This window comes from Frankia sp. R43, assembly GCF_001306465.1.
Classification (GTDB): domain Bacteria; phylum Actinomycetota; class Actinomycetes; order Frankiales; family Frankiaceae; genus Parafrankia; species Parafrankia irregularis.
Genome location: NZ_LFCW01000003.1, coordinates 581,843 through 606,413, shown reverse-complemented (window position 1 = coordinate 606,413; position 24,571 = coordinate 581,843). Strand labels below are relative to the sequence as shown.

Sequence of the window (24,571 nt, the reverse complement as noted above, 5' to 3'; positions counted from 1 at the left end):
CTGCCCGCCCGACGCCAGCCCGTTCAAGGCGCCACGGCATGGCCTGGTGGTCAGGCCTACCTCCCGTGAGGCCTGGCCACCAGGTACGCCGTTCCCGCTAGCCCGTCAGCCGATCCTCGTGCACCAGCTGGCCGGACAGGCGTCGCCCTCCCGTGTCGACGCGCTGTGAGCCGCGAAGTGCCCGAGATCGTGGTGCCGGGCCGCGCACGCCGATCTTCAACGGCGCGGTGTTCGGTGGAACCGGCGTGCCGGTCAGATCGGATCCGCCCGCCATGGGGGCTACCGCCGTGGTCGCCGTGAGCGAGGTCGCCTCGGGAACAGACTGCGGGAACACACCACCGGCGCCCGACGACCCGGATGTGACCTTGATCGGCCCCGTCATCGCCGGCTCGCCCACCTGCGGCAGCCGCCGGAGACGGTCATCCCATTCCTTCAGCCAGCTCAGCACCCGCTCCCCCGTCATCGGGCGGGAGACGAAGTAACCCTGCGCCTCGTCGCACTGCCAGGCAGCGAGTGAGGCCCACGAGCGCGACGTCTCGACGCCCTCGGCCACGATGCGCAGGCTCAGGGCGTGTGCGAGGGAGACGGTGGATCGGACGATCTCCGCCGCGGAGGGGTCCCGGTCGATGTCACGCAGAAAGCGCTGGTCAAGCTTCACCTCATCGGCCGGGAGCTCGAGCAGATAGGCAAGGGAGCACAGCCCGGTGCCGTAGTCGTCGAGGCTGACCCGCACACCGTGGTCACGCAGGCCCGCGAGCGTCCGCTGCGCCTTCTCCAGAACCGTGATGAGCCCGTCCTCCGTGACCTCGACGACCAGCGCCGACGGGGGCAGGCCGTGGATCTCGAGCTCCCCACGTACCAGGTCGACGAATCCCGGGTCGACGATGACCGAGGCCGGCACGTTCACCGACACCGCGAGCGTGGCCCCGGCCGCGCGCCACCGAACGCAGTCGGTGAGGGCCAGGTCGAGGACACGCCGGGTCAGCAGCTCCATCAGACCCGCCCGCTCCATCTCGGGCAGGAACAGGTCCGGCGGCCGGAGGCCTCCGGTGGGATGCCGCCAGCGCACCAGGGCCTCGACGCCGCTGATCCGCCCGCTGCGCATGTCGACCTTGGGCTGGTAACGCAGCTCGATCTGGCCCTCGTCCAGCGCTTCACGCAGATCCGCACGCAGCCCCAGGCTCGCCCGACTCCCCAGCTGGCAGTCGGGAGCGTAGACGCGTTGGCCGCTGTGGGTGCCCTTCGCCGTGTACATGGCTTCCTCTGCTCGCCGCATAAGCTCGAGCACGTTCCGCCCGTGTTCCGGGAAATGGGCGATACCCACGCTCACCTCCGCCTGCACGCGCAGGTCGTCGAGGCTGACCGGTGTCCGCAGTGCCTCCCTGATTCGCCGCGCCACCCCCTCCGCGTCGGGAAGGTCGACGCCGCGCAGCAGTGCCGCGAACTCGTCACCGTCCACCCGCGCCAGCAGATCGTCGGCGCCCAGAACCTGCTGGAGCCGGTCACTGACGGACCGAAGCAGTCGGTCACCGTTCTCATGGCCGAGTGTTCCGTTGATATCCCGCAGACGATCAAGGTCAACGAGAATAAGTGCGGCGGGCGCGGCGCCGCCGGCCCGATGCCCCCCTCCCAGCCAGTGGCCGGCGGTCTTCAGGAAATGCCGGCGGCCCGGCAGGCCGGTGAGGCCGTCCACGCCGCGCCGGCGCCGGCCGAGCAGCGCGGCCGCGCGGCCGCTGACGCCCAGCACCGGCAGACCGACGGCAAGCGTCGTCGCCAGGGAGGAAGCCAGGATCGCCGGCAGAGTCGACCCGCCGCGGCAGAGCGACCAGACCACGATGGAAACCAGTAGGACCGGGGCGAGGACGAGTGCGGCGGCGGCCCGGTGCGCCGATCCGAGCGCGACGGAACGGGAACGCCGGGCAGCCATCGGCCGGGCAGCCATCGGCCGGGCAGCCATCGGCCGGGCAGCCATCGGCCGGGCCGAACCGGCGCCGCCGGAGCACGGTGCCGGGTCCGACGGCGGCGTGGACGCCCCCGCCCGCACCGGGCCGGGCGACTCCACGCCGCCGAGCACCACATATCGACCCGGACCGGAACAGGCCGTCTCGCCCTCGCCCTCGCCTGCGCCGGCGGTGTCGACTCCTGTCAGCGCAGTGCACGCCGACGGCCCGGACGAATCGTTGTGCTCGCCCATCGGGTTTCGTTCCGCCGGCGCGTACGTCACCGGCGTGTGCGTCACCGGCGCTTCCGCTGCTGCCTGTGCCGGTACCGGCACACCGGGAGGACCCGCCGGCGGCCTGCGAGGCACGGTACGCCGCCTGATCGTGCGGTCCATTCGCGCCGAGGTCACCACCGACGCTCACCTGGTGAACCGCTCAGAGAAAAGTCTTGCCTGACCATACGATTTGCCCCCGAAGTCGAACCTGCTCCGTTAGGAACGGGCTCCCCACGCCTGCCCTGTCGTAGCGGCTGCCTGCGCCTGGTTCGCTCGCCCCCGCGGTACGTGCGGGTCACCCGCACGAGTTGGCAGGTTATCGGACCCCGGGATTCTTGGCCCGGCCGCAAGGGCTACTAGCCCCTCCGTTCGCTCATCGGAAGACATCACGGGACAAGATTCCCTGACGAACGGCAAACGTTCGACGCTTCAACGGCATGATCCTGCCACTTGTGATCTGTGTGTGGTCCGACCGTGGAACCCGACAGGGAAAGCTCGCGTGCCACAGCGAGCAACACACCGGCGCGTTCCCCGCCTAGTCCCCGACGGTTACGCTCGTAGCGGGCAGATACGACTCGACCAGCGGGAAGACCAGGAAAAGGAGAATCGCGACAACGGCGAGCGCGAGAAGCACGGCGAGCGGGATCCGCACCTGCCTCGGCCCGGGAAGATGCCTGAATATCCAGCTGTACATGAGTCAATCCCCTAAGGCGATTCACACCGATCGTGGTCGGCGCGGGCAGTGATCCAGGGGTCACCTCCAAGGCCGAGGAGGAGCCCAGGGCTGAGCTGGCTACCCGCCCGTCAGTACGGGAGGCGGCCCATCGCTCTTGTCTCTCGTCTCATCGAGCTCCGCGAAGACGATGAGTCGGCTCTTCGCGGAGAAGCGCGGATGGCAGGTCGTCAGCGTCATCCGTGCCTTGGTGGGGGCCTCCCCCAGATGCCCTGGTACGGGGTAGGTCACGTCCAGCCGGTGGGGGTCGACGATCTCCGATCCCGTGACCCGGTAGGTGAAATACCTGTCGGCGACCTCGACCACGATGGGGTCCCCCACCTTGAGCTCGTCGACCCGACTGAAGGGCTTGCCATAGGTCGTTCGGTGTCCCGAGACGACGAAGTTCCCGATCTCGCCAGGCATCGCCGAGCCCGGGAAGTGCCCTGGTCCGCGGCGCAGGTCCGCCGTCGACACGCCCTCCACGACGACCGGCGCGTAGTCCGCTCCGAAACGCGGCACCCTCAGCACGGCGATCCCGTCGCCGAGCTCGACGGGCGGCACGGATGGCCGCTTCCTCGGGTCCGCGCCGCCGCCCACCGCCGGCTTCGGGAGGGGCTGCTTGGCCCAGGCTGTTGTCAGGTCGTGGCGGATCTGATCCTGCGTTCGAGCAGCGAAGATGTCAGTGATCCACAGCTGGTAGCACAGGAAGAGAACCACGATGACACCACAGGTGATCATCAACTCCCCGGCGCCCCGGGCGAGATGGCCGCCAAGCGATCGCACCGTCCGATCCCGCAGCGGGTCCGCTGCCAGCGGCTCCGGGGCAGCGTATCCACGTCCTCTCGCCCGCGCCGGGCGATATGCCGGCGCCAGGCCCTGGGCCGGCACCGCGGCGACAGGTGGGTTCCGCGGATCCGGGCCGCCCATCAGGTCGTCGAGGCTGTCGAGGCCGTCGAGCTCGCCCGGGGCATCGACTCCTCGCCGGTCGGCCCCGGCCAGGTCGGCCGGTGAAGCCGACGTCGACAGTGAACTGCCCGGTTCCTTGCCCTCGCCCGGAGTCCCAGCAGCCATGCTGCAACCCTAAGCCATGTATCAACTACTCTCCGCGATGGCGTGGCGCGGGTTGAACCCGAAGGGCAACTCCAGTCGGTGCGACATCATCAACGGTTCGTCACTCAGCAGGGTGGCCGTCGCGCCATCCGCAACGATCATTCCCTGGTCGAGGATGACCGAGCGCGGGCATAGTTGCAGTGCGTAGGGCAGATCGTGGGTGACCATGATGAGCGTGAGGTCCAGCCCCTGGAGAACCTCCGCGAGCTCGCGGCGACCAGCCGGATCAAGATTGGCCGATGGCTCGTCGAGGACAAGAACCTCCGGCCGCATGGCGAGCACCGTCGCCACGGCGGCGCGGCGCCGCTCGCCCAGGCTGAGGTGATGCGGCGCCCGCTCGGCGTACTCCGCCAAACCGACAGCCCGCAGCGCCTCGGCCACCCGGTCCGACAGCTCCGCGCCTCGAAGGCCCAGATTCGCGGGGCCGAACGCGACGTCCTGACCCACGGTCGGCATGAAGAGCTGGTCGTCGGGGTCCTGGAAGACCAGGCCGACCCGGCGCCGGATCTCCGGCATGTTCGCCTTCGCGACGGGCATCCCGCCGATGCGAAGCGTGCCCGCGCCGGCCGCCAGAATGCCGTTGAGATGCAGCATGAGCGTCGTCTTGCCGGCACCGTTCGGCCCGAGCACCGCGATCCGCTCACCGCGGGCGACCGTGAGGTCGACCCCGAAGAGCACCTGCCGCCCGTCCGGATAGGCGAAGGCGAGGCCCTCGATCTCCACCGCGGGACGTCCCGCGTCCGCGGCGGCGGTCACGGACGCAGCCTCGGCAGCCGAAGCCGACGTGGATCTGGACGTCACGACACCACACCGAGATCGAGGCTCCGGCCGGCGACGGCGACCGCGACACCGAGGATGACCAGCGCACTGGCCGTCGCCCACTGGGCCGGTCGCGGCGACACGGTCGGCATCGCGACAGGCATCGTGCCCGAGTAGCCGCGGGCGAGCATCGCCAGGTGAACCCGCTCGCCCCGCTCGTACGAACGGATGAACAGGGTGCCGAGCGACGCCGCGAGCACGCCGGTCGCTCGTAGTGAGCGCGGCTCGTGCCCGCGCGAACGGCGAGCCACACCCATCCGACGCATCTGATCCACGACGAGGCCCGAATACCGGATCATGAAAGACGCGACCGCGATGATCACGGGGGGCAGCCGGAGTCGCTCAAGCCCGGCCAGAAGATCATTTGCCGGCGTGGTCGCGGCGAGCACGATAACGGTCATCAATCCGAGCGTAGCCCGCGCGAGCAGGCCGAACGCCTGTTCCAACCCAGGCCGTGAGAGTCCGAGCCCGAGCAGCTCGACCCGTGGGCCGGGAACGACGAACGGAAGTGCCGCCGCGAAGGCGAGAAACGGGATCTCCACCGCGAGCCGGCGGATCACGAACAGCGGCCGCAGCCGCGCCAGCGCACAGAGCGAGGCCAGCACCAGCAGGTGCACCCCGAAAGCCCAGCCAGCGGTGATCGGGGTGACCACCACGCAGATCACGTAGCCGAAGGCCGCGACGATCTTGCACTGCGCCGGCATGCTCCGCAGAACGCCCCGTCCGGGCTGATATGGATCGAGCAGATGCGCGCCACCACCCATCGCGGTCGCCGCCACCCCTCACTCAGGCGAGCGGAGCGCCACCGGCTCCGGCCCCCGGCCCGGCTCCGGTACGCTCCGCCGCCTGATCGCGCTCCGAGGCCGCGGAAGCGGCCCGCGGCCGAAGCCGAGTGACTCCCCAGAACACGGCGCCACCCACGACGAAGGCGATCGACACCCCGATGACGCCGGCCAGGCCGCCGGCGAGACGCTCGTTGTCGATCCCGGACACCGCGTAGCCGGCGAGTGGCCAGTCCGCGAACGAATGGCTCTTCTCCTGGTGGATGAAGCCCTGGTCGGCCGCGACCTTCTCCAGGCCGTCCGGGCTCGAGCTGGCGAAGCCGGACACGAATCCAGCCAGGACGAACGCAACAAACAGGCCGAGGCCGACAAAGACCTTGTTGTGCCGCTCAGGGCGCGCGGCGACACGCCGCACCGTCGGCTCGGTCGCCGTCGACTCGGTCAGGGTGGAGGACGTCGCATCCGCGGCGGCCGACCTGGTCATGAGGGGTTGCTCCCATCCCCGATTCGATCCGACGAGCCATCAGCACCGGCGGGCGCGAGGGCGGGCGGGCGACCCGACAGGCCGGTGGCGCCGACGACGGCGGGTTCGCGGCGGCGGACCGTCAGCTCCTGCTTTCCGAGCAGGTCGCGAGCGCCGTACACGAGGTCCGGCCGGGTACTCAGGACCAGGCTGAGAGTTGCCGCGGTGATCGCCGCCTCGCCGATCCCGATCAGGCAGTGCACGCCGAGCGTCGCACCGGCGACGCCATCCAGGGGAAGGTCGACCGTGCCACCCACGGCGAACTCCGCGACGAAGGCACCTGCGGCCAGTGGCACCGTCACGAAGGCGGCGATCACCGATGCGGCGATCACCGACGAGGCACGACGCGGCAGCAGGCGTCGGGCCAGGGTGAACAGCCCGTACCCTCCCATCGCACCGACGAGCGCCATGTTGGTGATGTTGAGCCCGAGCGCGGTCAGCCCTCCATCCGCGAACAGTGACTGCACACCGAGCACCACTGCCAGCCCGATCGCCCCCAGCCACGGGCCGACGAGAACCGCCGCGAGAGTGCCGCCGAGCAGATGCCCGCTGGTTCCCATCGCCACCGGAAAGTTGAGCATCTGGGCCGCGAACACGAATGCGGCGACCAGACCGGCGAGCGGTGTGAGCTGGTCCGTGTTCTCCTCGCCCGCCCGTTTCACGGCGTAACCGATACCCGCGACCGCCACCACACCGAACGCGGCGGAGGTCGGAGCATCGATGAACCCATCCGGGATATGCATGGTCTCCCCTCTCGCCGGGTCTCCGGCCCGTCCGCGGCGCAGATCGCCCCATCGGGTGCTAAGAATACGCACTTGCGAGTGATTTGCAGATAGAAACCACGGACTGATGCCCAGCGAGACTCCGGCCGACGCCCGGCCCACCCTCACTCGGGATCGAGCCTCGCAGGACTACGCTTCGACACCAGAAGTTACTCTGGGTTACTTGATAGATATCATTTGCATTCACTCCGCGGGGTTCGGCGACCACCACGGGGTTTGCGCCCAAGAGGAGCACAGGTGGAGATCTCTGCATGCTCGGCGGCGCCGGCGGAGCCGGCGGTCCTCCTCCCGGGATACCAGGCCGCCCACCCCGCGCGACGCAGGGCCCGGCACCGACCCGGGCTCCGGCGCCCCGCAACCCCCACCGTGCCCGTCGCGGGCCCGCGTGAGGTGCGGCCATGAAGACCGTCGCGGTGATCGTGCACCGAGGCCCGACGGAGCCGACACTCGATCTCGCGACCCGCCTTGACGTCTCCACTCATCTCGACCAGGTCACGGTGATCGCCAACGACCGCGCCGAACGGCCCGCCGGGCTGCCGGCCAGCGTCGGCTGGCTCATTCCCCCCCGTGATCTCGGGCGGGGTGGAGCCTTCCGCTACGCCGTTGAGACGATGCCCGCGGCTGCCGCCTACCTGCTGGTCGAGAACAACGTGCGCATCGACGATCCGACCATCGGGGCCTGCCTGGAGCTGCTGGCCGGCGCGAACATCGGGATCGTGGCCCCCACCCTCGTGGATGACGCCACGGCGCCGACCACGCCGGCACGCCCGACCCGGTTCCTCGTCCTGCCCCGGATCCTCGGCAACGCCCCCGGCGACCGGCCCAGCGAGGCCAACTGGGTGACCGGCGCGGCGATGTTCGTCAAGGCCGAATGCCATCAGCGGATTCCGATGGATGGCCGCTACTTCCTGGGCCTCGAGGACGTCGACTTCTGCCATCGCGTCCGCGATGCCGGCTGGAGTGTCGTGATCAGCCCCTGGCTGGCCTGGCGCCGGGGCGCGGGCCCCGTGCCCGCCGCCGCCTACGGCTACTACGAGGTGCGCAACCGCCTCTGGTACACCCGGATCCGCCGCTGGCACGGTCGCACCGCCGCGGCGCTGCTCTGGACCGTCCTCGCGACACTTCCGCGCGCCACGGTGCTCAGGCCACCGGGAGCCGACGGATCGCACCCTGGCCGGCTCATCCTGCACGGTCTGCTGGACGGCCTCGGCCCTGTCCCCCCGAGCGGCGACCCACGGCTGGATGAGCCGCGTGTCACCCGGTGGACAACCTGGGCCCCAGCGCCGCCTCACACGGCGGACGCACCGGCGGCACGGCCGTCGACGTCTCCGGCCCGGAGTCGGCACGAGCCGCCGCTCGGCCAGTCGGAACGGTGAGGATGCCCCCTTCGGCTACCTGGAGCGAAACCGCCACCACAGCACGCAAGGGCCGCGTAGCCTACGGCGCCCCGCCACACGCGGCCACACCGGAGCCCTTCGAAGCGAAGGCGCGAACACCCACGCGGAGGCGGACACGGCCACGCATCAACGGAACTACGGAAAGACTCTCTACTATCACGTTCCGTGCTCCCCTCTCGCCGCTCACCGACCAGGCCGGCCGCCCCCGCAGAACCCGGCGCCACATCCGCTTCCACGCCGACCTCGGCGCCCACGCCCGCGCCACGGGTACTCCTGCTGAGACCGGCGAAGGCACGCCCGGACGCCGCGCGGCAGCTTGCCGCCGTCGTCGCGGGCCTTCAGGCCGGCGGCGCAGAGGTCACGCAGCTCACGCCGGGCGGGCCGGACGACCAGCAGGCACGGACCGGGCCGGGCGGGCGGCGCGGATCACCTGACCAACCGGCCCGACCGGGCCTCGACCTGGCGGGCCGCTGCCGCTCGGCATGGGAGACCGCGGCACTCGCACGGGCACTGGGCCCGCTGGACAGCGTCGTGGTGGGGCAGGTGGACCTGGCACTGACCGGCCTCGTCACCGCCCGACTCACCGGCGCCAGCCGGGTACCGGTGCTCTTCCACGGCGTCGACATGTGGACGATGCGGCGCCACCTGCGTCTTCTGCTGCGCCACGACCCGCTGCTCTGCCCGGTGACGACAAGCTCGTTCGGCGCGGGAGCGCTGTCCCCGACCAGGATGGGCGCGGTCATTCCACCTGGTCTGGACCATCGTTGGCGGGAGGCGCTCCTCGCCGAGGCCGCCCGGCGGCGCCCGCTGCCCCCGGTGCCGACGGTGCTCACCGTCTTCCCCCTCGACGAGTGGGAGGCCAAGGGCCTTCCGACCCTGGTGGACGCCCTGGACACGCTGCGCGCACCGGTGCCGGAGGAAGCGCCGGACGATGCCGGCGGGACGGCGGGACCGGTGCGGCTCGTGATCGCGGGAGCCGGGCCGGCCCCAGGCTCACTGCATGCCCTGATCGCCGGGCGGGAGCACACGGATCTGTTCGAGGATCCCAGCGACGAGGAACTGGCCCGGCTGTATGCGACAGCCGACCTTTTCGCCCTGTGCACCAGAACCCGTACCAGGTCGCCGGTGAGCGGCGAGTCGCACCCGACCGCCCTGCTCGAGGCCCAGCTCGCGGGCTGCGCCGTCATCGGTCCGGCACAGGGCGGCTCCCGGGACGCCTACCAACGGGGTGTCACCGGCTGGACCCCGGCGGACGAGTCCAGCCCAGCCCTGGCGCGGGTGCTGGCCGACCTGCTCGCCGACCGCGCACGGCTGGCCCGCGCCGGACGGCTTGCCAGCGACTGGGCGCGTGCCGTCACCGACCCCGACGATCACAGCCAGGCCGTGTTCGCCGCGCTGCTGGGCCGTCAGCGCAGCTGATCAGCCTCGGGCCGCAGGCTGCGATGCCCGCTGCGGCGGCGGCGGAGATTGCGCCGCCGCCTCGGTGATCCGGTCTGATCCGCCGATCCGGTCGTAGCGGCGGATCGCGACCAGCAGACAGTTCTGCGCCGCGGCGTTCTCCGCCACTGCACGCTGCGGACCGCTCTCGACAGCCGGGGCGTGCAGGGCGTGGAGCAGGACGCTCCCGAAGCCGGCCTGCTCGACCAGCCCGACGAGATCATCCGCCTGCCGAGGATGGCAGTGCGGGGATCCGCGCCGCGATCCACGCGAGTGCGCGCGCCTGGACTGCCCCGCCGCGAGCGTGGACCGCCCGACGGGCTCGGCAGCCTGACCAGGCCCGGGGCCAGGTCCGGAGACATCCGCGCGCACACAGGTGCGCAGGACGAGGCATCCGCCGGGGCGCAGGCTCGCCCACACCAGGTCCAGCAGGTCGGTCAGCTCGCCATCGCCCATCCAGGTCGCGACATCGAGGGAGACGGCGATGTCCACCCGCCGCCCGGATCCGAAGAAGTCCTGGGGAGTCCGGTAGTCGATGTTGATCGCCGGGTTCAGGATCCGTGCGCAGGCGAGAACCCCACGGGAGACGTCAAGCGCCGTCACGGACCAGACCCGCCCGGCCACCGCGCGGGTGAGGTAGCCGGGGCCGCATCCGACATCGAGCAGGTCCTGCTCGGGGGCCAGGTACGGCTCAAGCACATCCCGGACGAACATCTCGAGCGAGACGCGGCTGCGGTGCGCCGCGCTGCCCAGGCCGTGACCGCGGAAGCTCAGGCCGTGGCCGTGGAAATAGTGCGGCGCCAGCCCCAGTAGCCGCAGCGCGAGGCCTGGCCGCCACGACGACGGGGTCAGAGCCAACAGCCCACGGACCCATCGCGCGCTCAGAAAGGTGCGGCCTCCGGTCGCCGCAAGCACGAGCCAGCGGAGAAAGGACACGTGCGGGCACGCGGACACGCAACCGTCAGGGAGCCCGGGAGCCGCAGATCCTTCCGGACTGCCTGACCGCTGCGTCACAGGGTCCGACCCTTACAGGACGGAAACCCTAAGTCAACGAACGACTACAACGAGTTCGACTACTCCAGGTAGTCGCGAAGCTTCTGGGATCGCGAGGGATGACGCAGCTTGGACAGCGTCTTGGACTCGATCTGACGGATGCGCTCGCGGGTCACCCCGAACTCGCGACCCACCTCCTCCAGCGTCCGCGGGTGGCCGTCCGTCAGGCCGAACCGGAGCTGGATCACCTTCTTCTCCCGGTCGGAGAGAGTGTGCAGCACCGAGTCGAGCTGCTCCTGAAGGAGAATGAAGCTGGCCGCGTCCACCGGGACGACCGCGTCGCAGTCCTCGATGAAGTCGCCGAGGTGAGAGTCCTCCTCCTCACCGATCGGCGTCTCCAGCGAGACCGGCTCCTGGGAGACCTTCAGGATCTCCCGGACCTTGTCCGGCGTGAGGTCCATCTCCTTGGCGATCTCCTCCGGGCTCGGCTCCCGGCCGAGGTCCTGGAGGAGCTGCCGCTGGATGCGGATCAGCTTGTTGATCGTCTCGACCATGTGCACCGGGATACGGATCGTCCGGGCCTGGTCCGCGATGGCGCGGGTGATGGCCTGCCGGATCCACCAGGTGGCGTAGGTGGAGAACTTGTAGCCCTTGGTGTAGTCGAACTTCTCGACCGCCCGGATGAGACCGAGGTTGCCCTCCTGGATCAGGTCCAGGAAGAGCATGCCGCGCCCGACATAGCGCTTGGCGATCGAGACGACGAGCCGCAGGTTCGCCTCGACGAGCTTCCGCTTGGCGATCTGCCCGTCCCGCTCGATGGCCTCCAGGTCCCGGCGCATCTGCGGGGAGGTCTTCTTCGTCGCCACCGCGAGCTTCTCGGAGGCGAACAGACCCGCCTCGATCCGCTTGGCGAGGTCGACCTCCTCCTCCGCGGTGAGCAGCGGGACCTTGCCGATCTCCTTGAGGTACATCCGTACCGGGTCGGAGGTCGGGGCCTTGAGCGCGAGCTCCTCCTCCTCGCGACGCCGACGGGCCAGCAGATCCGCCTCGTCGGCGTTCTCGCCCCCGGCCTCGAGCACCTCGATGCCCTCGTCGTTGAGCACCTGCAGGACCGTCTCGGCCTGCTCAGGGGGCAACTCGGCCGCCTGGATCGCGACCGTGACGTCCTCAGTGGTGAGGAAACCGATCTCCTTGCCACGGGTGATGAGGTCCTTGACCTCGTCCACCTGGGCCTCGCGGGGTAGGACGGTAGGACTCATGGGCGGAATCTCGTCACTTCCTTCTCGGGATCGACCCAGGTTACGCGGCACCTACGCCCCGCTCCCGGAGTTGGAGCTTGTGCTGTTCCAAAGCAATCAGCTCGCCGAACGCACGGTTGAAGGCATCAGAGTCGGAGGTGGGGTTCAGCCGCTGCACCCGCGACTTGACTTCCCTGATCCGACGGGTCACATGCAGCTCCTGGACACGCGACATCTGATCGTCGACATAACGGTCGTCAACATCGTGGTCGCACAGCACCCCCTCCACCGCGAGCGCGAGAACGAACCGCCGCAGCTCCTCGTCGGGCGCCGCGGCGACCACTGCCGCGACCCAGCCCGACGGGTCGCCGGCCGCATACAGACCCGCGCAAACCCCACCGGCCGTGGCGATCAGTTCACGGACCGCACGGTGCACAGGAACAGTGAACAGCTCCGCGGCGAGGGTGTCGAACATCGGGCCGGCCAGCCCCGGGTGCTGCAGGGCGAGCTTGAGTGTCTCGCGCTCGACGATGGCGGTTGCCTCGTCGGGCGCGGGTTCGGGCCGACGACGCGCCGAGGCGGCCGCCGCCGTGCCGTCCGCCCCGGAGCCCCCGCGTGCCCTGGTGCTCCCGTGCGCGCCTGAGCTGCCCGGCGTGCCCGAACTCCCCGGTGCCCCTGGACTCCCCTGTGCCCGGGAACGGTGCGCGGCTACCCGCTCGACCACGAACCGCTCGTCCAGGAAGCCGAGCCAACGGTCCAGGTTCACCGCGTACCGGTGCCGGATGCCGGCGTCCTTGAGCCGGTTGACCAGCGGGGCGGCCGCGTCGAGCGCCGCGAGCCGGCCTTCCGTGGTGTTGAGGTCGTAGCGGTCGATCGCACCGCGGATCGCGAACTCGAAGAGCGGCTGTCTGGCCGCCACGAGATCACGCACGGCCGCGTCCCCGCGCTGGGTCCACAGGTCGCACGGATCAAGACCGTCCGGCTGCACCGCGACGAAGGTCTGGGTGACGAACCGCTCCTCGAACTCGAAGGCCCGCAGCGCGGCGGCCTGACCGGCCTGGTCACCGTCGAAGGTGAAGATGACCTCGCCGGTACGGCTGTCCGAATCCATCAGCAGACGACGGACGATGGCGACATGGTCGCTGCCGAACGACGTCCCACAGCTCGCGACCGCCGTCGTCACACCGGAGAGGTGGCAGGCCATGACATCGGTGTACCCCTCGACGACGACCACCTGGTAGCGGCGCGCGATGTCGCGCCTGGCCAGGTCGGCGCCGTAGAGGAGCCTGGCCTTCTTGAACAGCGGCGTCTCGGCCGTGTTGAGGTACTTCGGCCCGGCGTCGGAGCCCTCGGCGAGACGCCGGCCACCGAAGCCGACGACCTCCCCACCGAGATCACGGATCGGCCACAGCAGCCGGTGATGGAAGCGGTCGATGAGGCCGCCACGACCACCGCGCTTGGCCAGCCCGCCCAGTTCCAGCTCCTCCGCGGTGAACCGGCGGGCGAGCAGGTGCCGGGTCAGCGCGTCCCATGACGCCGGGGCGTAACCGAGGCCGAACCGTTCGGCCGCCGACCGGTCGAAGCCCCGCGAAGCCAGGAACTCCCAGCCCGCGCGCGCATCCGGCGAGGAGTAGAGCTGCTCGACGTAGAACTCGGTGGCCAGCCGGTGCGCGTCCAGCAGCCGCTGCCGCTGGCTCGTGACCGCCCGGCTGGTCGGCCCACCGCCCTCGTAGGTCAGGGTGATCCCGGCCCGGCGCGCGAGCCGCTCCACCGCCTCCGGGAAGCTGAGACCGTCGATCTTGCGGACGAAGGCGTAGACGTCTCCACCCTCGTTACAGCCGAAACAGTGGAAGAAGCCGACCGATGGCCGCACGTTGAACGACGGCGACTTCTCGTCGTGGAAGGGGCACAGGCCGACGAGGCTGCCGCCACCGACCGGACGGAGCTGGACATGATCACCGACGATGTCCGCGATGGGTGACCGCTCCCGGACGAGAGCGATGTCGGCGTCGCGGATGCGTCCGGCCACCGAACCCTCCCTGATCACGTCCGGCGGGCCCGCCACCTACGGGCTCCGAGTTCACTGGATAGACGGCGCCCCCCGCCCTGGGGTTGCGCGAGTCGCGGGCCTCGATGTGTCCGGTCACCTCAGACGACGCTGCCGGCCGCCTGCCCGGCGGGACGGCGCTGCCGTCGAGCCGGCTAGGCCACCGATGGTGTCGGTGTCAACGGTCCTTTCGCGTGATGGTACTTGTCATCCGGCCGACAGTGTCGATCATGCCATGCGCTCGCCCGCGAGCGGCCGGGCAAGGGCCGGACGGCCCCAGCCACCCGGGTCACACGGCCCGGCTGGCGCCGCAGCGACGACGACCGGCACCGATCGGCACACCCCTGCAGGGTCCATGATGCGACACGGGCCACATCGGAAGCCACCGACGAACCACCCTCATCACTCCAGTGTCGCGCCACGACCCCATCCCATCCCAAACACAGTCGACAGCGATCACAGCGTACGTCGTTTTTCGCTGGTCACAGTGCCGTTGGTAGCTGTCGGCCCGTCAGTGCCCCGCAACGGCCGACATCGACCCCTCGCCGGCGACACACCGGTGGCCCGCCGACCACGCCCGGGGACACCAGCCGGGCCGGGACGACACAGGAGCGCAGGACAGCGCAGGCGGGACAGGACAGCACAGGCGGCACAATGCAGCACCTGGATGACGCGGGGATGGCACCGCCGGGGCAACCCGGCGAGCCGGACGGCCACCGCACCCAACGACCGGACGACCACACTCCCCCAGAGAGGGCGCGACACGCCGAAGCGGACTTGTGGATCAGCACCGATTCGGGGGGCTACAGACACTCACCGACGGTGACCTTCGGCCTGTTTTGCGAGTTCAGAGGCCCGCGCCAGCGGGTTCATACCACTCACTGACCACGAAGCTATGCGTATCAGGCCGATTCTCGTACCTACGTCGATCGCAACAACGATACTTTGGGCGCACCCCGTTCCCCCAACTCGGCCCGGAGGCCCGCCGTGGACAAGATCGTCAAGTACGGTGCGATCGCGTTCCTTATCTTCTTCGTCGTCACCGCACCGGACAGCGCCGCGAGCATCATCGACCGGGTCATCGGTTGGCTTGAGGACATCGGGAACGGAGCGTCGGAGTTCGTTACAGACACAGCCCTGTGAACCCGCACCTGCCGGACCCGGCGTCTGCGAGACTTTGATCGTGCCGAGACTCCAGCTTCCCGACCCAGCGCTGCGGGACACCAAGTACCTGGCTTCCCAGGAGCGCCTGGTCATGATGGTGCGCCTGCACTGGGCGATCATGCTGCCGATCTTCGGGCAGACACTGGGCGCGGTACTGCTGGCCCTCGTCGCGAACATCATCCTGGCGACGCAGGGCATCGAAACCGGGCCCATCACCACGGTGCTGTGGTACTTCGCCCTCTTCATGATCCTCCGGATGCTCTGGAAGATCGCGGACTGGCACTTCGACCACCTGATGATCACAGACAAGCGTCTGCTGAAGGTGTCGGGGATCGTCTTCCGGAAGGTCCAGACGATGCCGCTGTCGAAGATCACCGACCTCACCTACAACCGGGACCCGCTCGGGCGGGTCCTGGGCTATGGCGAGTTCGTCGTCGAGTCCGCCGGTCAGGACCAGGCTCTCTCGAAGATCAGTTTCCTTCCGCGGCCGGACCGGCTCTATCTCACCCTGGTCGACATGACCTTCGGTGGTGGGCCGTCCCCGGCCGGTGACGACTGAGCCGGCTGGGCCGGCTGAGTCGTCACCGGCGAAAGGTCAGCGCGGGCGGCTGCAGCCGGCAGGGCTGACCTGGTACCGGTCTCTCCTGTCACACCCTCGCATCACAACCCCGCTCACGACCCCTCGCATCACCATGTCCTGACGGATCCGGCCCCTCGGCTCAACGCCGAGGGGCCGGATCCGTGTGCAGCCAGGGTTCCGTGTACGGCTGGCTCAGCGCAGCAGGCCGCGCGCGGCTTCCACGATGTGCGGCGTGGAGATGCCGGCGAAGTCCAGCAGCTCGTCAGGGGTGCCGGAGCCGGGCAGCTCGGTGACCGCCAGGTGCGCGAGCCGCAGGGACACGCTTCCGTCCCGCAGGACTCCCGCGAGCCCTTCCAGCACCGCGCCGCCGATACCGCCCTCGGTGTAGTGGTCCTCCACCACGACCAGCCGCCCGCCGGTCGCCCGCGCGGCCTCGGCGAGCGTGGCGGCGTCGACCGGCTTGATCGAGTACAGGTCGATCACCCGCGCCGCGACCCCCTCCGACGCGAGGACATCCGCCGCGGCCAGGCAGTGGTGCAGGGTGACGCCGGCACCGATCAGCGTCACGGTGTCGGCGTCCGAGCTGCGCAGGACCTTCGAACCACCGGGCACGAACTGCTCGTCCGGCCCGTAGAGCACCGGGTAGGCACCCCGGGTGGTCCGCATGTAGCTGATACCCGAGAGCCCGGCCATCGCCTCGACCAGCTTCGCGGTGGACGTCGCGTCGCTCGGGTAGAGGACGGTCGAGCCGCCGATCGCCCGCATCATCGCGAGGTCCTCCAGCGCCATCTGTGACGGCCCGTCGGGACCGATCTCCACGCCGGCGTGCGACCCGGAGAGACGGATGTCGGCCTGCGAGATGGCCGCCATCCGGATGAAGTCGTACGCGCGGGAGAAGAACGCCGCGAACGTCGATGCGAACGGGACGTAGCCGCGCACCGAGAGGCCGACGGCCGCGGCGACCAGCTGCTGCTCCGCGATGAAGATCTCGAAGAAGCGGTCCGGGTGGACCTTGGTGAAGTCCTCGGAGTAGGTCGAGTTGCTGACCTCGGCGTCGAGGGCCACCACGTTCGTCCACGCGCCGACCGCGGCCAGTGCCTGCCCGTAGGCCCGCCTGGTGGCGATCTTGGCACCGAGCTCGTAGGTCGGCAGGGTGATCGCCGGGCGGGGCGCCGGCGTGGGCCGGGGCAGGTCCGCCGACGGCACCGGGCCACGCACCCGCAGGTTGCGCTCACCGCCCAGCTCGACGATCGCGCGGGCGGCCATGTCCTGCGGCAGCGGCTTGCCGTGCCACCCCTCGGCGTCGGCCACCTCGGAGAAGCCGTCGCCCTTGCGGGTGCGGGCCAGGATCACCGTGGGCCGGGCCGCGTCCTCGGCGTCGGCCAGCGCCGCGTCGATCACGCCCAGATCATGACCGTCGATCACGACCGCCCGGGCGCCGAAGGCCTCGACCCGACGGGCGTAGGCCTCCATATCCCAGCCCAGCTCGGTGGGCCCGCGCTGGCCGAGCCGGTTGACGTCCACGATCGCGACGAGGTTGGACAGGCCGTAGTACGAGGCCTTGTCCAGCGCCTCCCACATGGAGCCCTCGGCCATCTCGCTGTCGCCGCAGACCACCCAGACCCGGTAGGGCACCTTGTCCAGGAACTTGCCGGCGAGCGCGACGCCGACCGCGTCGGGCAGGCCCTGGCCCAGCGATCCGGTCGCGACGTCCACCCAGGGCAGGACCGGGGTCGGGTGGCCCTGCAGGCGCTGGCCCAGACGGCGGTACCCGGTCATGAGCTCCTCGTCGGAGATCACGCCGACGGCCTTGAACATCGAGTAGATCAGGGGTGAGGCATGCCCCTTGGAGAAGATCAGGTGATCGTTCGCGGGGTCGTCCGGGTTGTCCCAGTCGTAACGGAGATGGCGTGTGAGCAGCACCGCCATGACATCCGCGGCAGACATGGAGGACGTCGGATGACCGGAACCCGCCGAGGTGCTGCTACGTACCGAGTCGACTCGCAGCTGCTGCGCGAGTTCCCGAACCGTCTCCAGGTCGGCGACTCCAACCACTTCGGACACGGGAGTTGCCACACCAGTCTCCTTCGTCAGCATTGTGCTGTTTTCGGTCGTCCTGGTCAGGCCGGTGCACCTGCCGGCATGCCGGCGTGATGGGCAGTCGTGAACGTACGGCCCGCACAGGTCGAGTGTCGTATGTACCGCGGGCCGGCCGACCCGGCGTCTGACGCCTGTCGCACTACCCCGTCACTCCGCGATCCGAACCGTACCAGCACCCCCGCCCCGCCACACCAGCGGAAAGCTGGCCTTCGTCACATACGACGGCCGTCGAGGAGCCCCACGCCGGCGGCGGGCACGTGCCGGACGGCCCACGAAGCAGGGCCGCTGGGACCGCCCGGTGTCGCATCCGTTCCCCGCCGGCCGCCACCCCCGTGGCGTTGATCACCGCTGGCGGCACCGGCACGAGCCCGGACGGGGGTACCTACCAGGGGGCCCACCGACCCGCCGGCCATCTCGGTGGTTCGCCCGGCGGGCTCAGACCGCCGGGGTGTGCGCCGCGGCCGGCGAGGCACGGTGAAAGAGCTGGTAGAAGCGATAGCCGATGCCCTCACGCAGGATGTAGTGGACCTGCGTGCCGAAGCCCCGGTTCGCCGGCCCGCTGGTCGAGGGCGACGCCACCGCCGCGATGCCGAGATCGGCGGCGATGGTGCGGGACCGGAGGCTGTGCCAGCGATCGGTCACCACCACCGCAGACCCCCAGTTCCGGCTGTCCATCAGACTGGCCACCGCGATCATCGACGACAGCGTGTCCCTGCCCTGCGGAACCGCCAGCACGGCACCGGCCGGAACCCCGTGGTCACGCAGGTACGTCGCGGCGACCTCCGCCTCGGTGAAACGGTCGCCCGGCTGGTTCCCGCCCACCGTGATGACACGCGGCGCCACACCGGCACGGTAGAGCTCGAGCGCATGGTCCAGGCGGGCGGTGAGGATCGCCGACGGCCGACCGTCGTACTGCGACGCGCCGAGGACGATCAACGTGTCGGAGGCCCGGCGGTCGTCGCCGCGCCCTACCCACCACACCTGCCCGAAGGTCGCGGCAGAGCCCACGAGCAGAAGTGCGACGGCCATCAGGACGATGCGCACCGCCCAGCGCCACCACGGCACCCGAAACCAGGCCGCCGAGGGCGGACGGGGCAGAAGCCGCCGAAAGGACAGGTCCACGCGATATCACGTTAGCCGCAGCGGACCTGCCTAAACCTTCCGGCCACAGATCGACGCTCAGGAGGCCTCGACGGCACCCGCCGAGGCCGTCGGCAGCGCGCCGAGCGCGTCCCAGTCCAGCACCTCACCCGCGACGTCACGGATCTCGGCGAGCAGGCCGAGCCGCGCGGCACGCAGCGCCGGATCCTCGGCCATGACCATCACACCGTCGAAGAACGCCTCGACCGCCTCCGGCAGCGCGGCCGCGGCGGCGACGAAGTCGACGAGCTCCGGCGCCCGGCCGGAGGTGCGGACCACCAGCTGACGGGACAGCTCGGTCGCGGCCTGGGCCAGTCTGTGGTCGACCGGGTCGACGAGATCCGCGATCGCGATGCCCGGCGCCGTGTCGGCCGGAACGATCCGGCGGATCCGCCCGACCGCGGCGGCGAGCCGCGCGAACGACGGGTCCTCCACCAGGACGCGCAGTTCCGCCACGGTCGAGGCGGCGCGGGCCGGTCGAGCGGTCAGCGGCGCCACGGCGGCGACGAGCCGGTGATCCACCCCCGTGTCGAGAAGCTGCTGGGTGAAACGGCCGCGCACGAACGCGTCCGCCTGCTCCAGGGCCTCCTGTGACATCGGAACCGGGATCAGCTTCGCCGCCTCGGCCAGCATGTCCGCCACGGCGAGGCCGGCGAGCGCGGGGCGCTGCGCCAGGATGGCGGTCACCCCGAGCGCGGCCCGGCGCAGCCCGAACGGGTCCGAGCTGCCGGTGGGCGCGGCGTCGAGCGCGAACAGCCCGGCCAGCAGGTCGAGCCGGTCGGCGAGCGCCAGCAGTGCGCCGGGCACCGTCTGCGGGAGCACCCCGCCGGCACGGCGCGGCAGCTCCATCTCGTAGAGCGCCACGGCCACCGCCTCGGGCTCGCCGGCCCGGCGGGCGTACTCCCGGGCCATCGTCCCGGCCAGGCTCGACAGCTCGATCACCATCTGGGTGGCGAGGTCGAACTTGGCCAGCGCCCCTGCCCGCTCCAGCGTGGCCCGATCCTGTGGGGACAGGCCCCCGGCGACCGCGGTGCCCCCACTGGTCGCAGTGCCCCCACTGGTCGCAGTGCCCCCACTGGTCGCAGTGCCCTCGCCGGTGCCGAGCCGGTCGGCGAGGACTCCGGCCAGCCTGGCGATGCGGTCCGCGCGGTCGGCCACCGAGCCGAGGCGCTGTTCGAAGGTGAGCTTCGCAAGCCCCGCGCGGAACGTCGCCAGCGGCACCTTGAGATCGGCGTCGAAGAAGAACGCGGCGTCCTCGAACCGGGCACGCAGCACCGCCTCGTTGCCCGCACGCACGAGCGGCACGTCGACGGCCCCGTCGGCGATCGTCACGAAGCAGGGCAGCAGCGCGCCGGCGGCGTCACGCACCACCAGGTACCGCTGGTGCTTGTGCATGACCGTGGTGAGGATCTCGGCCGGCAGCTCGAGGTACCGCTGTTCGAACGAGCCCAGCACCGGACGCGGATACTCCACCAGGTTCGTCACCTCGGCCAGGACGTCGCCCTCCAGATCGAGGTCGATCGTGCCCTGGTGCTCGGCGGCGAGCTTCGCCGCCTCGTCCACGATCAGCTCGCGGCGGGTCGCCGGGTCGAGCAGGACGGAGTGCCCGGCGAGCAGGTCCGCGTAGCCGTCGGCACCCGCCACCTCGATCGGCGGCGAACCGGCGCGGCGATGACCGCGCGACGTCGCGCCGGCGGCCAGCGTGGACACGGCGACCGGCACCACCGCGGCGCCGAGCAGCGCGACCACCCAGCGCACCGGCCGGCTGAAGGACAGCTCGGGGTCGTTCCAGCGCATGTTCCGCTCGGCGCGCAGGCCGGCGAGCACCGCGCCGAGCACCTCGGCGAGCACCTCCGTCGCGGGCCGGCCGACGTCGGTACGCACCAGCGCGACGTGCTCGACACCGCGGTACTCGACAACAGTCAGATCGGCCACGTCGCCGCCCTGCCCGCGGATGAAGCCCGTCGCCGCCTTCGTCGGCTCACCCGCCGCGTCGTAGGCGGCCGCGCGGCGCGGGCCGCGGACGACCCGCTCCACGTCCGGCTCCCGGGGCGCGACGTCGGCGACGACGGCGACGATCCGCCGCGGGGTCCCCCGCACCAGCACCTCGCCGTGGGTGAGGCGGGTGGCCGCGAGCCGCTCGACGAGCGCCGCGCGGACGGCCTCGGTCTGCCGGGTCACCTCGGCGGCCGGCAGCTCCTCGACGCCGATCTCGAACAGCAGGGTGGCCGGCCCGGTCGGCACCGCCGCCGGGTCGACGGTGGCCGGGGTCGCCGCGGCCGGTCGGGGCGTCTCGCCCAGCGGGCTGCCGAGCTCGACACGCCGGTCCCGCCACAGGGCGGCGACCTCGCGCGACATTCCACGCATCTGGGTGAACGAGGTGGCCCGCTCGGTGGTCGAGACGGCGCCACGGGAGTCGAGGATGTTGAAGGCGTGCGAGCACTTGAGCACGTACGTGTGCGCGGGGACCGGCAGCCGGGCGTCGATGAGCCGGCGTGCCTCGGCCGCGAACTCGGTGTACATCCGGCGCACCGTGTCGATGTCCGCCTCGTCCAGGTAGTACCGGGACATCTCGTACTCGGACTGGCCGAACACCTCGCCGTACGACACCCCGGGCGCGTAGGCGATCTCGGTGAAGTGCCGGACCTCCTGCAGCGCCATCAGGATGCGCTCGATCCCGTAGGTGATCTCGACGCTCACCGGGTCGAGGGACTGGCCGCCGGCCTGCTGGAAGTAGGTGAACTGGGTGATCTCCTGGCCGTCGAGCCAGACCTCCCAGCCGAGCCCCCAGGCGCCCAGCGCCGGTGAGGCCCAGTTGTCTTCGACGAAGCGCACGTCGTGCGCGGCGGTGTCGATGCCCAGCGCACGCAGGCTGCCCAGGTAGAGCTCCTGCGGGTCGCCCGGGTCAGGCTTGAGGATCACCTGGAACTGGGTGTGGGTCTGCAGCCGGTTCGGGTTGAACCCGTACCGGGAGTCGTCCGGACGCACCGAGGGCTCGACGTAGGCGACCCGCCACGGCTCGCCGCCCAGCACCCGGAGGATGGTCGCCGGGTTGTGCGTACCGGCGCCGACCTCGGTGTTGAACGGCTGCACGATCATGCAGCCGCGCTCGGTCCAGTAGCGGGTCAACGTCAGCAGGGCGTCCTGCATGGTCAGCATCGGGTCAGCCTCGGCAGCTCGGTGATCGGGTGTTACCCCGCCGAGGCTACCGGGTGGCAGGGCCGCTACCGCGCGTCCAGGCTCCACACGCCGTCGTCGCCTCCGGCGCGGGCCCCCGTGCGGACGCCCGCGCCGGGGGCGATGACCGCCGCGTCCGGCGCGAGAGCCGAGCCGTGGGAGTAGGCCGGCCCGTCGGCGTCGCGTTCGTACAGGACCTCGAAGGCGCCCGGGGCGTCCTGGGCCCAGACCAGCGTGGGCGTCAGCTCACAGCGGACGTCGAAGGCGGACAGCGCCCGCCGCCAGGCGCCCGGACCAGCCCATTCGGTGACCAGCAGCCAGGCGCCCGGCTCGTCGACGCTGCGGCCGAGCCGGGCGGTGCGGAAGCCGCGCTGCGCGGCCAGTGCGGCGACCACCCGCTCGCCGGCCGCGGCGAAATCGGACCAGGCCGCTTCAGGCACCTCGAACCTGAGGACCGCGACCACCGGAGCCCCGGCGGCCACCACAGGCCCCGCGGCGGCTGCCGGCCGGTGGTCAGGCATGCTTCGCGACCACGCCGCCGTAGCGCCGGTCGCGGCGGGCGTACTCCTCGCAGGCCAGCCACAGATCGCGGCGGTCGAAATCAGGCCACAGGGTGGGCACGAAGGAGAACTCCGCGTACGCCGCCTGCCAGAGCAGGAAGTTGCTCAGCCGCTGCTCGCCGGAGGTGCGGATCAGCAGGTCGACGTCCGGCATATCCGGCTCGTCCAGGTATCGCGCGACTGTCTCCTCGTTGATGCGTTCCGGGCGCAGCCGGCCGTCGCGCACGTCCCGGGCGATCGCCGCGGCGGCGTCCGCGAGCTCCGCGCGCCCGCCGTAGTTCACGCACATCACCAGCGTCAGCCGGTCGTTGTCGCGGGTGAGCTCCTCCGCCGCCTCCAGCCGCCGGATCACGTTCCCCCACAGGCGGGGCCGCCGCCCGGCCCAGCGCACGCGGACACCGAGCTCGTGCATGTCGTCGATGCGCCGCCCGAAGACACCGTCGGTGAAGCGCATCAGGAACGCCACCTCGTCCGGCGAGCGCTTCCAGTTCTCGGTCGAGAACGCGTAGACCGACAGCCAGCGCACGCCCATCTCGATCGCGCCCTCGACGCAGTCGAACAGCGAGTCCTCACCGGCCTCGTGCCCCTTGGTACGGGGCAGGCCGCGAAGCTTCGCCCAGCGGCCGTTGCCGTCCATGACAATCCCGACATGACGCGGGACAAGGGCCGGCGGCAACGGCGGCGGCTGCGCTCCGGACGGATGCGGACGCGGATCGCGGAACCGTCTGCCCACCTCTTCACGCAGGCTCACAGCCGACATCCTTTCGTCCGGGCCGGCGCCTCACCGACCGACCCCCGCCGGCCCGAGCCCACCCGGACCACCGGTCTCGCAGCACACATCCCGTCCCCGCTCCTCACACGGTCCCCTCGCCCGACGTACACGCCCGTGCCCGGTCAGGCCACCGCCTCCGCGCCCATCGGCTCTTCATGCCCGTGGCCTCACGTCCGTTCAAGATGCGGCAGGGCCCGCAGCGCCCGTTCGAGATGCCACTGAAGGTAGGCGGCAACGACCCCCCCGGCCTCCCGTCGGGTGCGGACGTCGGCCGCCTCCGCGCCGTCCCAGTCACCGTGCAGAAGGTCGGCCAGCAGCCGCACAGCGGCCGGAGACGTCGACACCGCGCCTCGCGGTCGACATTCCGGGCACACTACGCCGCCACTGGCGACGGACAGCGAGTGGTGTGGTCCTGGCTCGCCGCAGAGCGCGCACTCGTCCAACGCCATCCCGTAGCCGGAGACGGTGAGCGATCGCAGCAGGAAGGCATCCAGGACCAGGGACGGCGTACGTTCGCCCGCTGCCAGCGTACGCAGACCGCCCACGAGCAGCAGAAACAGCCGGAAGGCGGGTTGGCGTTCCTCGCTGGTCAGCCGCTCCGCGGTCTCCAGCATCACCGCCGCGGCCGTGTACCGCGCGTACTCCTGGGCGATCGTCGCACCGTAGGCACCCAGGATGTCCGCCTGGGTGACCGTGTCCAGCGACCGGCCCTCGTGGAGCTGGAGGTCGACGTAGGTCCCCGGCTCCAGCCGGGCACCGAAACGGGAGGACGTCCTGCGGACGCCCTTGGCGACTGCCCTGACCCGACCGTTACGCCGCGTGAGCACCGTGACGACACGGTCGGCCTCGGCGAAGGGCATCGTCCTCAGGACGACGCCCTCATCGCGATACACCGGCACGTTCCCATGGTTACATGCCTGCTCCACACGACCAGGTGGGGCCGCATCCGTCCCGGCCTGCCGGCACGGCCGGCGACGCCGCCGAGCGCCATGAGACGCCGCCGGAAACCCGGCCCCGGCC

General features: G+C 70.9%; 20 protein-coding genes. 4 read left to right on the top strand and 16 right to left on the bottom strand.

Features of this window, described 5'->3' with window-relative positions:
• Window positions 1-97: 97 nt before the first annotated feature.
• The 7 genes from ACG83_RS16085 to ACG83_RS16060 form a co-directional block, all read right to left on the bottom strand.
• Entirely contained in the window at window positions 98-2,194 is a 2,097-nt protein-coding gene (locus ACG83_RS16085; protein WP_054567280.1) for a bifunctional diguanylate cyclase/phosphodiesterase, read from the bottom strand.
• Between the two features lie 556 nt (window positions 2,195-2,750).
• Window positions 2,751-2,909, bottom strand: coding sequence for a hypothetical protein (locus tag ACG83_RS46050; protein ID WP_006538854.1), 159 nt, complete (start codon window positions 2,907-2,909; stop codon window positions 2,751-2,753).
• A 99-nt stretch (window positions 2,910-3,008) separates the two neighbouring features.
• Window positions 3,009-4,001 carry a class E sortase gene (locus ACG83_RS16080; protein ID WP_054566988.1) on the bottom strand — a complete coding sequence of 331 codons (993 nt, stop codon included), beginning with the start codon at window positions 3,999-4,001 and terminating at the stop codon, window positions 3,009-3,011.
• A gap of 21 nt (window positions 4,002-4,022) precedes the next feature.
• Window positions 4,023-4,796 (bottom strand): energy-coupling factor ABC transporter ATP-binding protein, encoded by a 774-nt coding sequence (locus ACG83_RS16075; protein ID WP_054566987.1) that lies wholly within the window; start codon window positions 4,794-4,796, stop codon window positions 4,023-4,025.
• A gap of 41 nt (window positions 4,797-4,837) precedes the next feature.
• A complete protein-coding gene (gene cbiQ / locus ACG83_RS16070; protein WP_054567279.1) occupies window positions 4,838-5,623 on the bottom strand; it encodes a cobalt ECF transporter T component CbiQ in 786 nt (261 codons plus the stop codon).
• A gap of 22 nt (window positions 5,624-5,645) precedes the next feature.
• Complete coding sequence (locus tag ACG83_RS16065; protein WP_054566986.1) at window positions 5,646-6,125, bottom strand: PDGLE domain-containing protein; 480 nt, start codon at window positions 6,123-6,125, stop codon at window positions 5,646-5,648.
• Window positions 6,122-6,907 (bottom strand): energy-coupling factor ABC transporter permease, encoded by a 786-nt coding sequence (locus ACG83_RS16060; RefSeq protein ID WP_054566985.1) that lies wholly within the window; start codon window positions 6,905-6,907, stop codon window positions 6,122-6,124. Before ACG83_RS16060 ends, ACG83_RS16065 begins: the two co-directional genes overlap by 4 nt.
• A 437-nt stretch (window positions 6,908-7,344) precedes the next feature.
• Here ACG83_RS16060 and ACG83_RS16055 point away from each other — a divergent pair, with 437 nt between their 5' ends.
• Entirely contained in the window at window positions 7,345-8,322 is a 978-nt protein-coding gene (locus ACG83_RS16055; RefSeq protein WP_054566984.1) for a hypothetical protein, read from the top strand.
• Window positions 8,323-8,508: 186 nt separating this feature from the next.
• The gene (locus tag ACG83_RS16050) at window positions 8,509-9,762 is read left to right on the top strand and encodes a glycosyltransferase family 4 protein (protein WP_235497936.1); all 1,254 of its coding nucleotides are present in this window, start codon (window positions 8,509-8,511) and stop codon (window positions 9,760-9,762) included.
• On the opposite strand, the gene ACG83_RS16045 is transcribed toward ACG83_RS16050, so the two are convergent.
• From ACG83_RS16045 to dnaG, 3 genes are all read right to left on the bottom strand, one after another.
• Complete coding sequence (locus ACG83_RS16045) at window positions 9,763-10,638, bottom strand: bifunctional 2-polyprenyl-6-hydroxyphenol methylase/3-demethylubiquinol 3-O-methyltransferase UbiG (protein ID WP_235497935.1); 876 nt, start codon at window positions 10,636-10,638, stop codon at window positions 9,763-9,765.
• A 215-nt stretch (window positions 10,639-10,853) separates the two neighbouring features.
• A complete protein-coding gene (locus ACG83_RS16040; protein WP_006538863.1) occupies window positions 10,854-12,032 on the bottom strand; it encodes an RNA polymerase sigma factor in 1,179 nt (392 codons plus the stop codon).
• 40 nt (window positions 12,033-12,072) lie between these two features.
• Window positions 12,073-14,040, bottom strand: coding sequence for a DNA primase (dnaG, locus tag ACG83_RS16035; RefSeq protein ID WP_054567276.1), 1,968 nt, complete (start codon window positions 14,038-14,040; stop codon window positions 12,073-12,075).
• Window positions 14,041-15,045: 1,005 nt separating this feature from the next.
• Between dnaG and ACG83_RS46045 the strand changes: the two genes are divergently transcribed.
• Both ACG83_RS46045 and ACG83_RS16030 read left to right on the top strand, forming a co-directional pair.
• Entirely contained in the window at window positions 15,046-15,201 is a 156-nt protein-coding gene (locus tag ACG83_RS46045) for a hypothetical protein (RefSeq protein ID WP_006538866.1), read from the top strand.
• Window positions 15,202-15,241: 40 nt separating this feature from the next.
• A complete protein-coding gene (locus ACG83_RS16030) occupies window positions 15,242-15,781 on the top strand; it encodes a PH domain-containing protein (RefSeq protein ID WP_054567275.1) in 540 nt (179 codons plus the stop codon).
• A 213-nt stretch (window positions 15,782-15,994) separates the two neighbouring features.
• Here the strand turns inward: ACG83_RS16030 and ACG83_RS16025 are convergent, their stop codons facing one another.
• The 6 genes from ACG83_RS16025 to recO all read right to left on the bottom strand — a co-directional run bounded on the left by ACG83_RS16025 (window position 15,995) and on the right by recO (window position 24,450).
• A complete protein-coding gene (locus ACG83_RS16025) occupies window positions 15,995-17,878 on the bottom strand; it encodes a transketolase (protein ID WP_054567274.1) in 1,884 nt (627 codons plus the stop codon).
• Between the two features lie 459 nt (window positions 17,879-18,337).
• Window positions 18,338-19,024, bottom strand: a complete 687-nt coding sequence (locus ACG83_RS16020; protein WP_054566983.1) for a YdcF family protein — start codon at window positions 19,022-19,024, stop codon at window positions 18,338-18,340.
• 57 nt (window positions 19,025-19,081) lie between these two features.
• Window positions 19,082-22,201 carry a glycine--tRNA ligase gene (locus ACG83_RS16015; RefSeq protein WP_054566982.1) on the bottom strand — a complete coding sequence of 1,040 codons (3,120 nt, stop codon included), beginning with the start codon at window positions 22,199-22,201 and terminating at the stop codon, window positions 19,082-19,084.
• A gap of 65 nt (window positions 22,202-22,266) precedes the next feature.
• Window positions 22,267-22,740 carry an antibiotic biosynthesis monooxygenase gene (locus tag ACG83_RS16010; RefSeq protein WP_054566981.1) on the bottom strand — a complete coding sequence of 158 codons (474 nt, stop codon included), beginning with the start codon at window positions 22,738-22,740 and terminating at the stop codon, window positions 22,267-22,269.
• On the bottom strand, window positions 22,733-23,530 hold the full coding sequence (locus ACG83_RS16005) for an isoprenyl transferase (RefSeq protein WP_006538872.1): 798 nt from the start codon (window positions 23,528-23,530) through the stop codon (window positions 22,733-22,735). Before ACG83_RS16005 ends, ACG83_RS16010 begins: the two co-directional genes overlap by 8 nt.
• Before the next feature lie 188 nt (window positions 23,531-23,718).
• Window positions 23,719-24,450, bottom strand: coding sequence for a DNA repair protein RecO (gene recO, locus ACG83_RS16000; RefSeq protein ID WP_198955469.1), 732 nt, complete (start codon window positions 24,448-24,450; stop codon window positions 23,719-23,721).
• Window positions 24,451-24,571 lie beyond the last annotated feature (121 nt).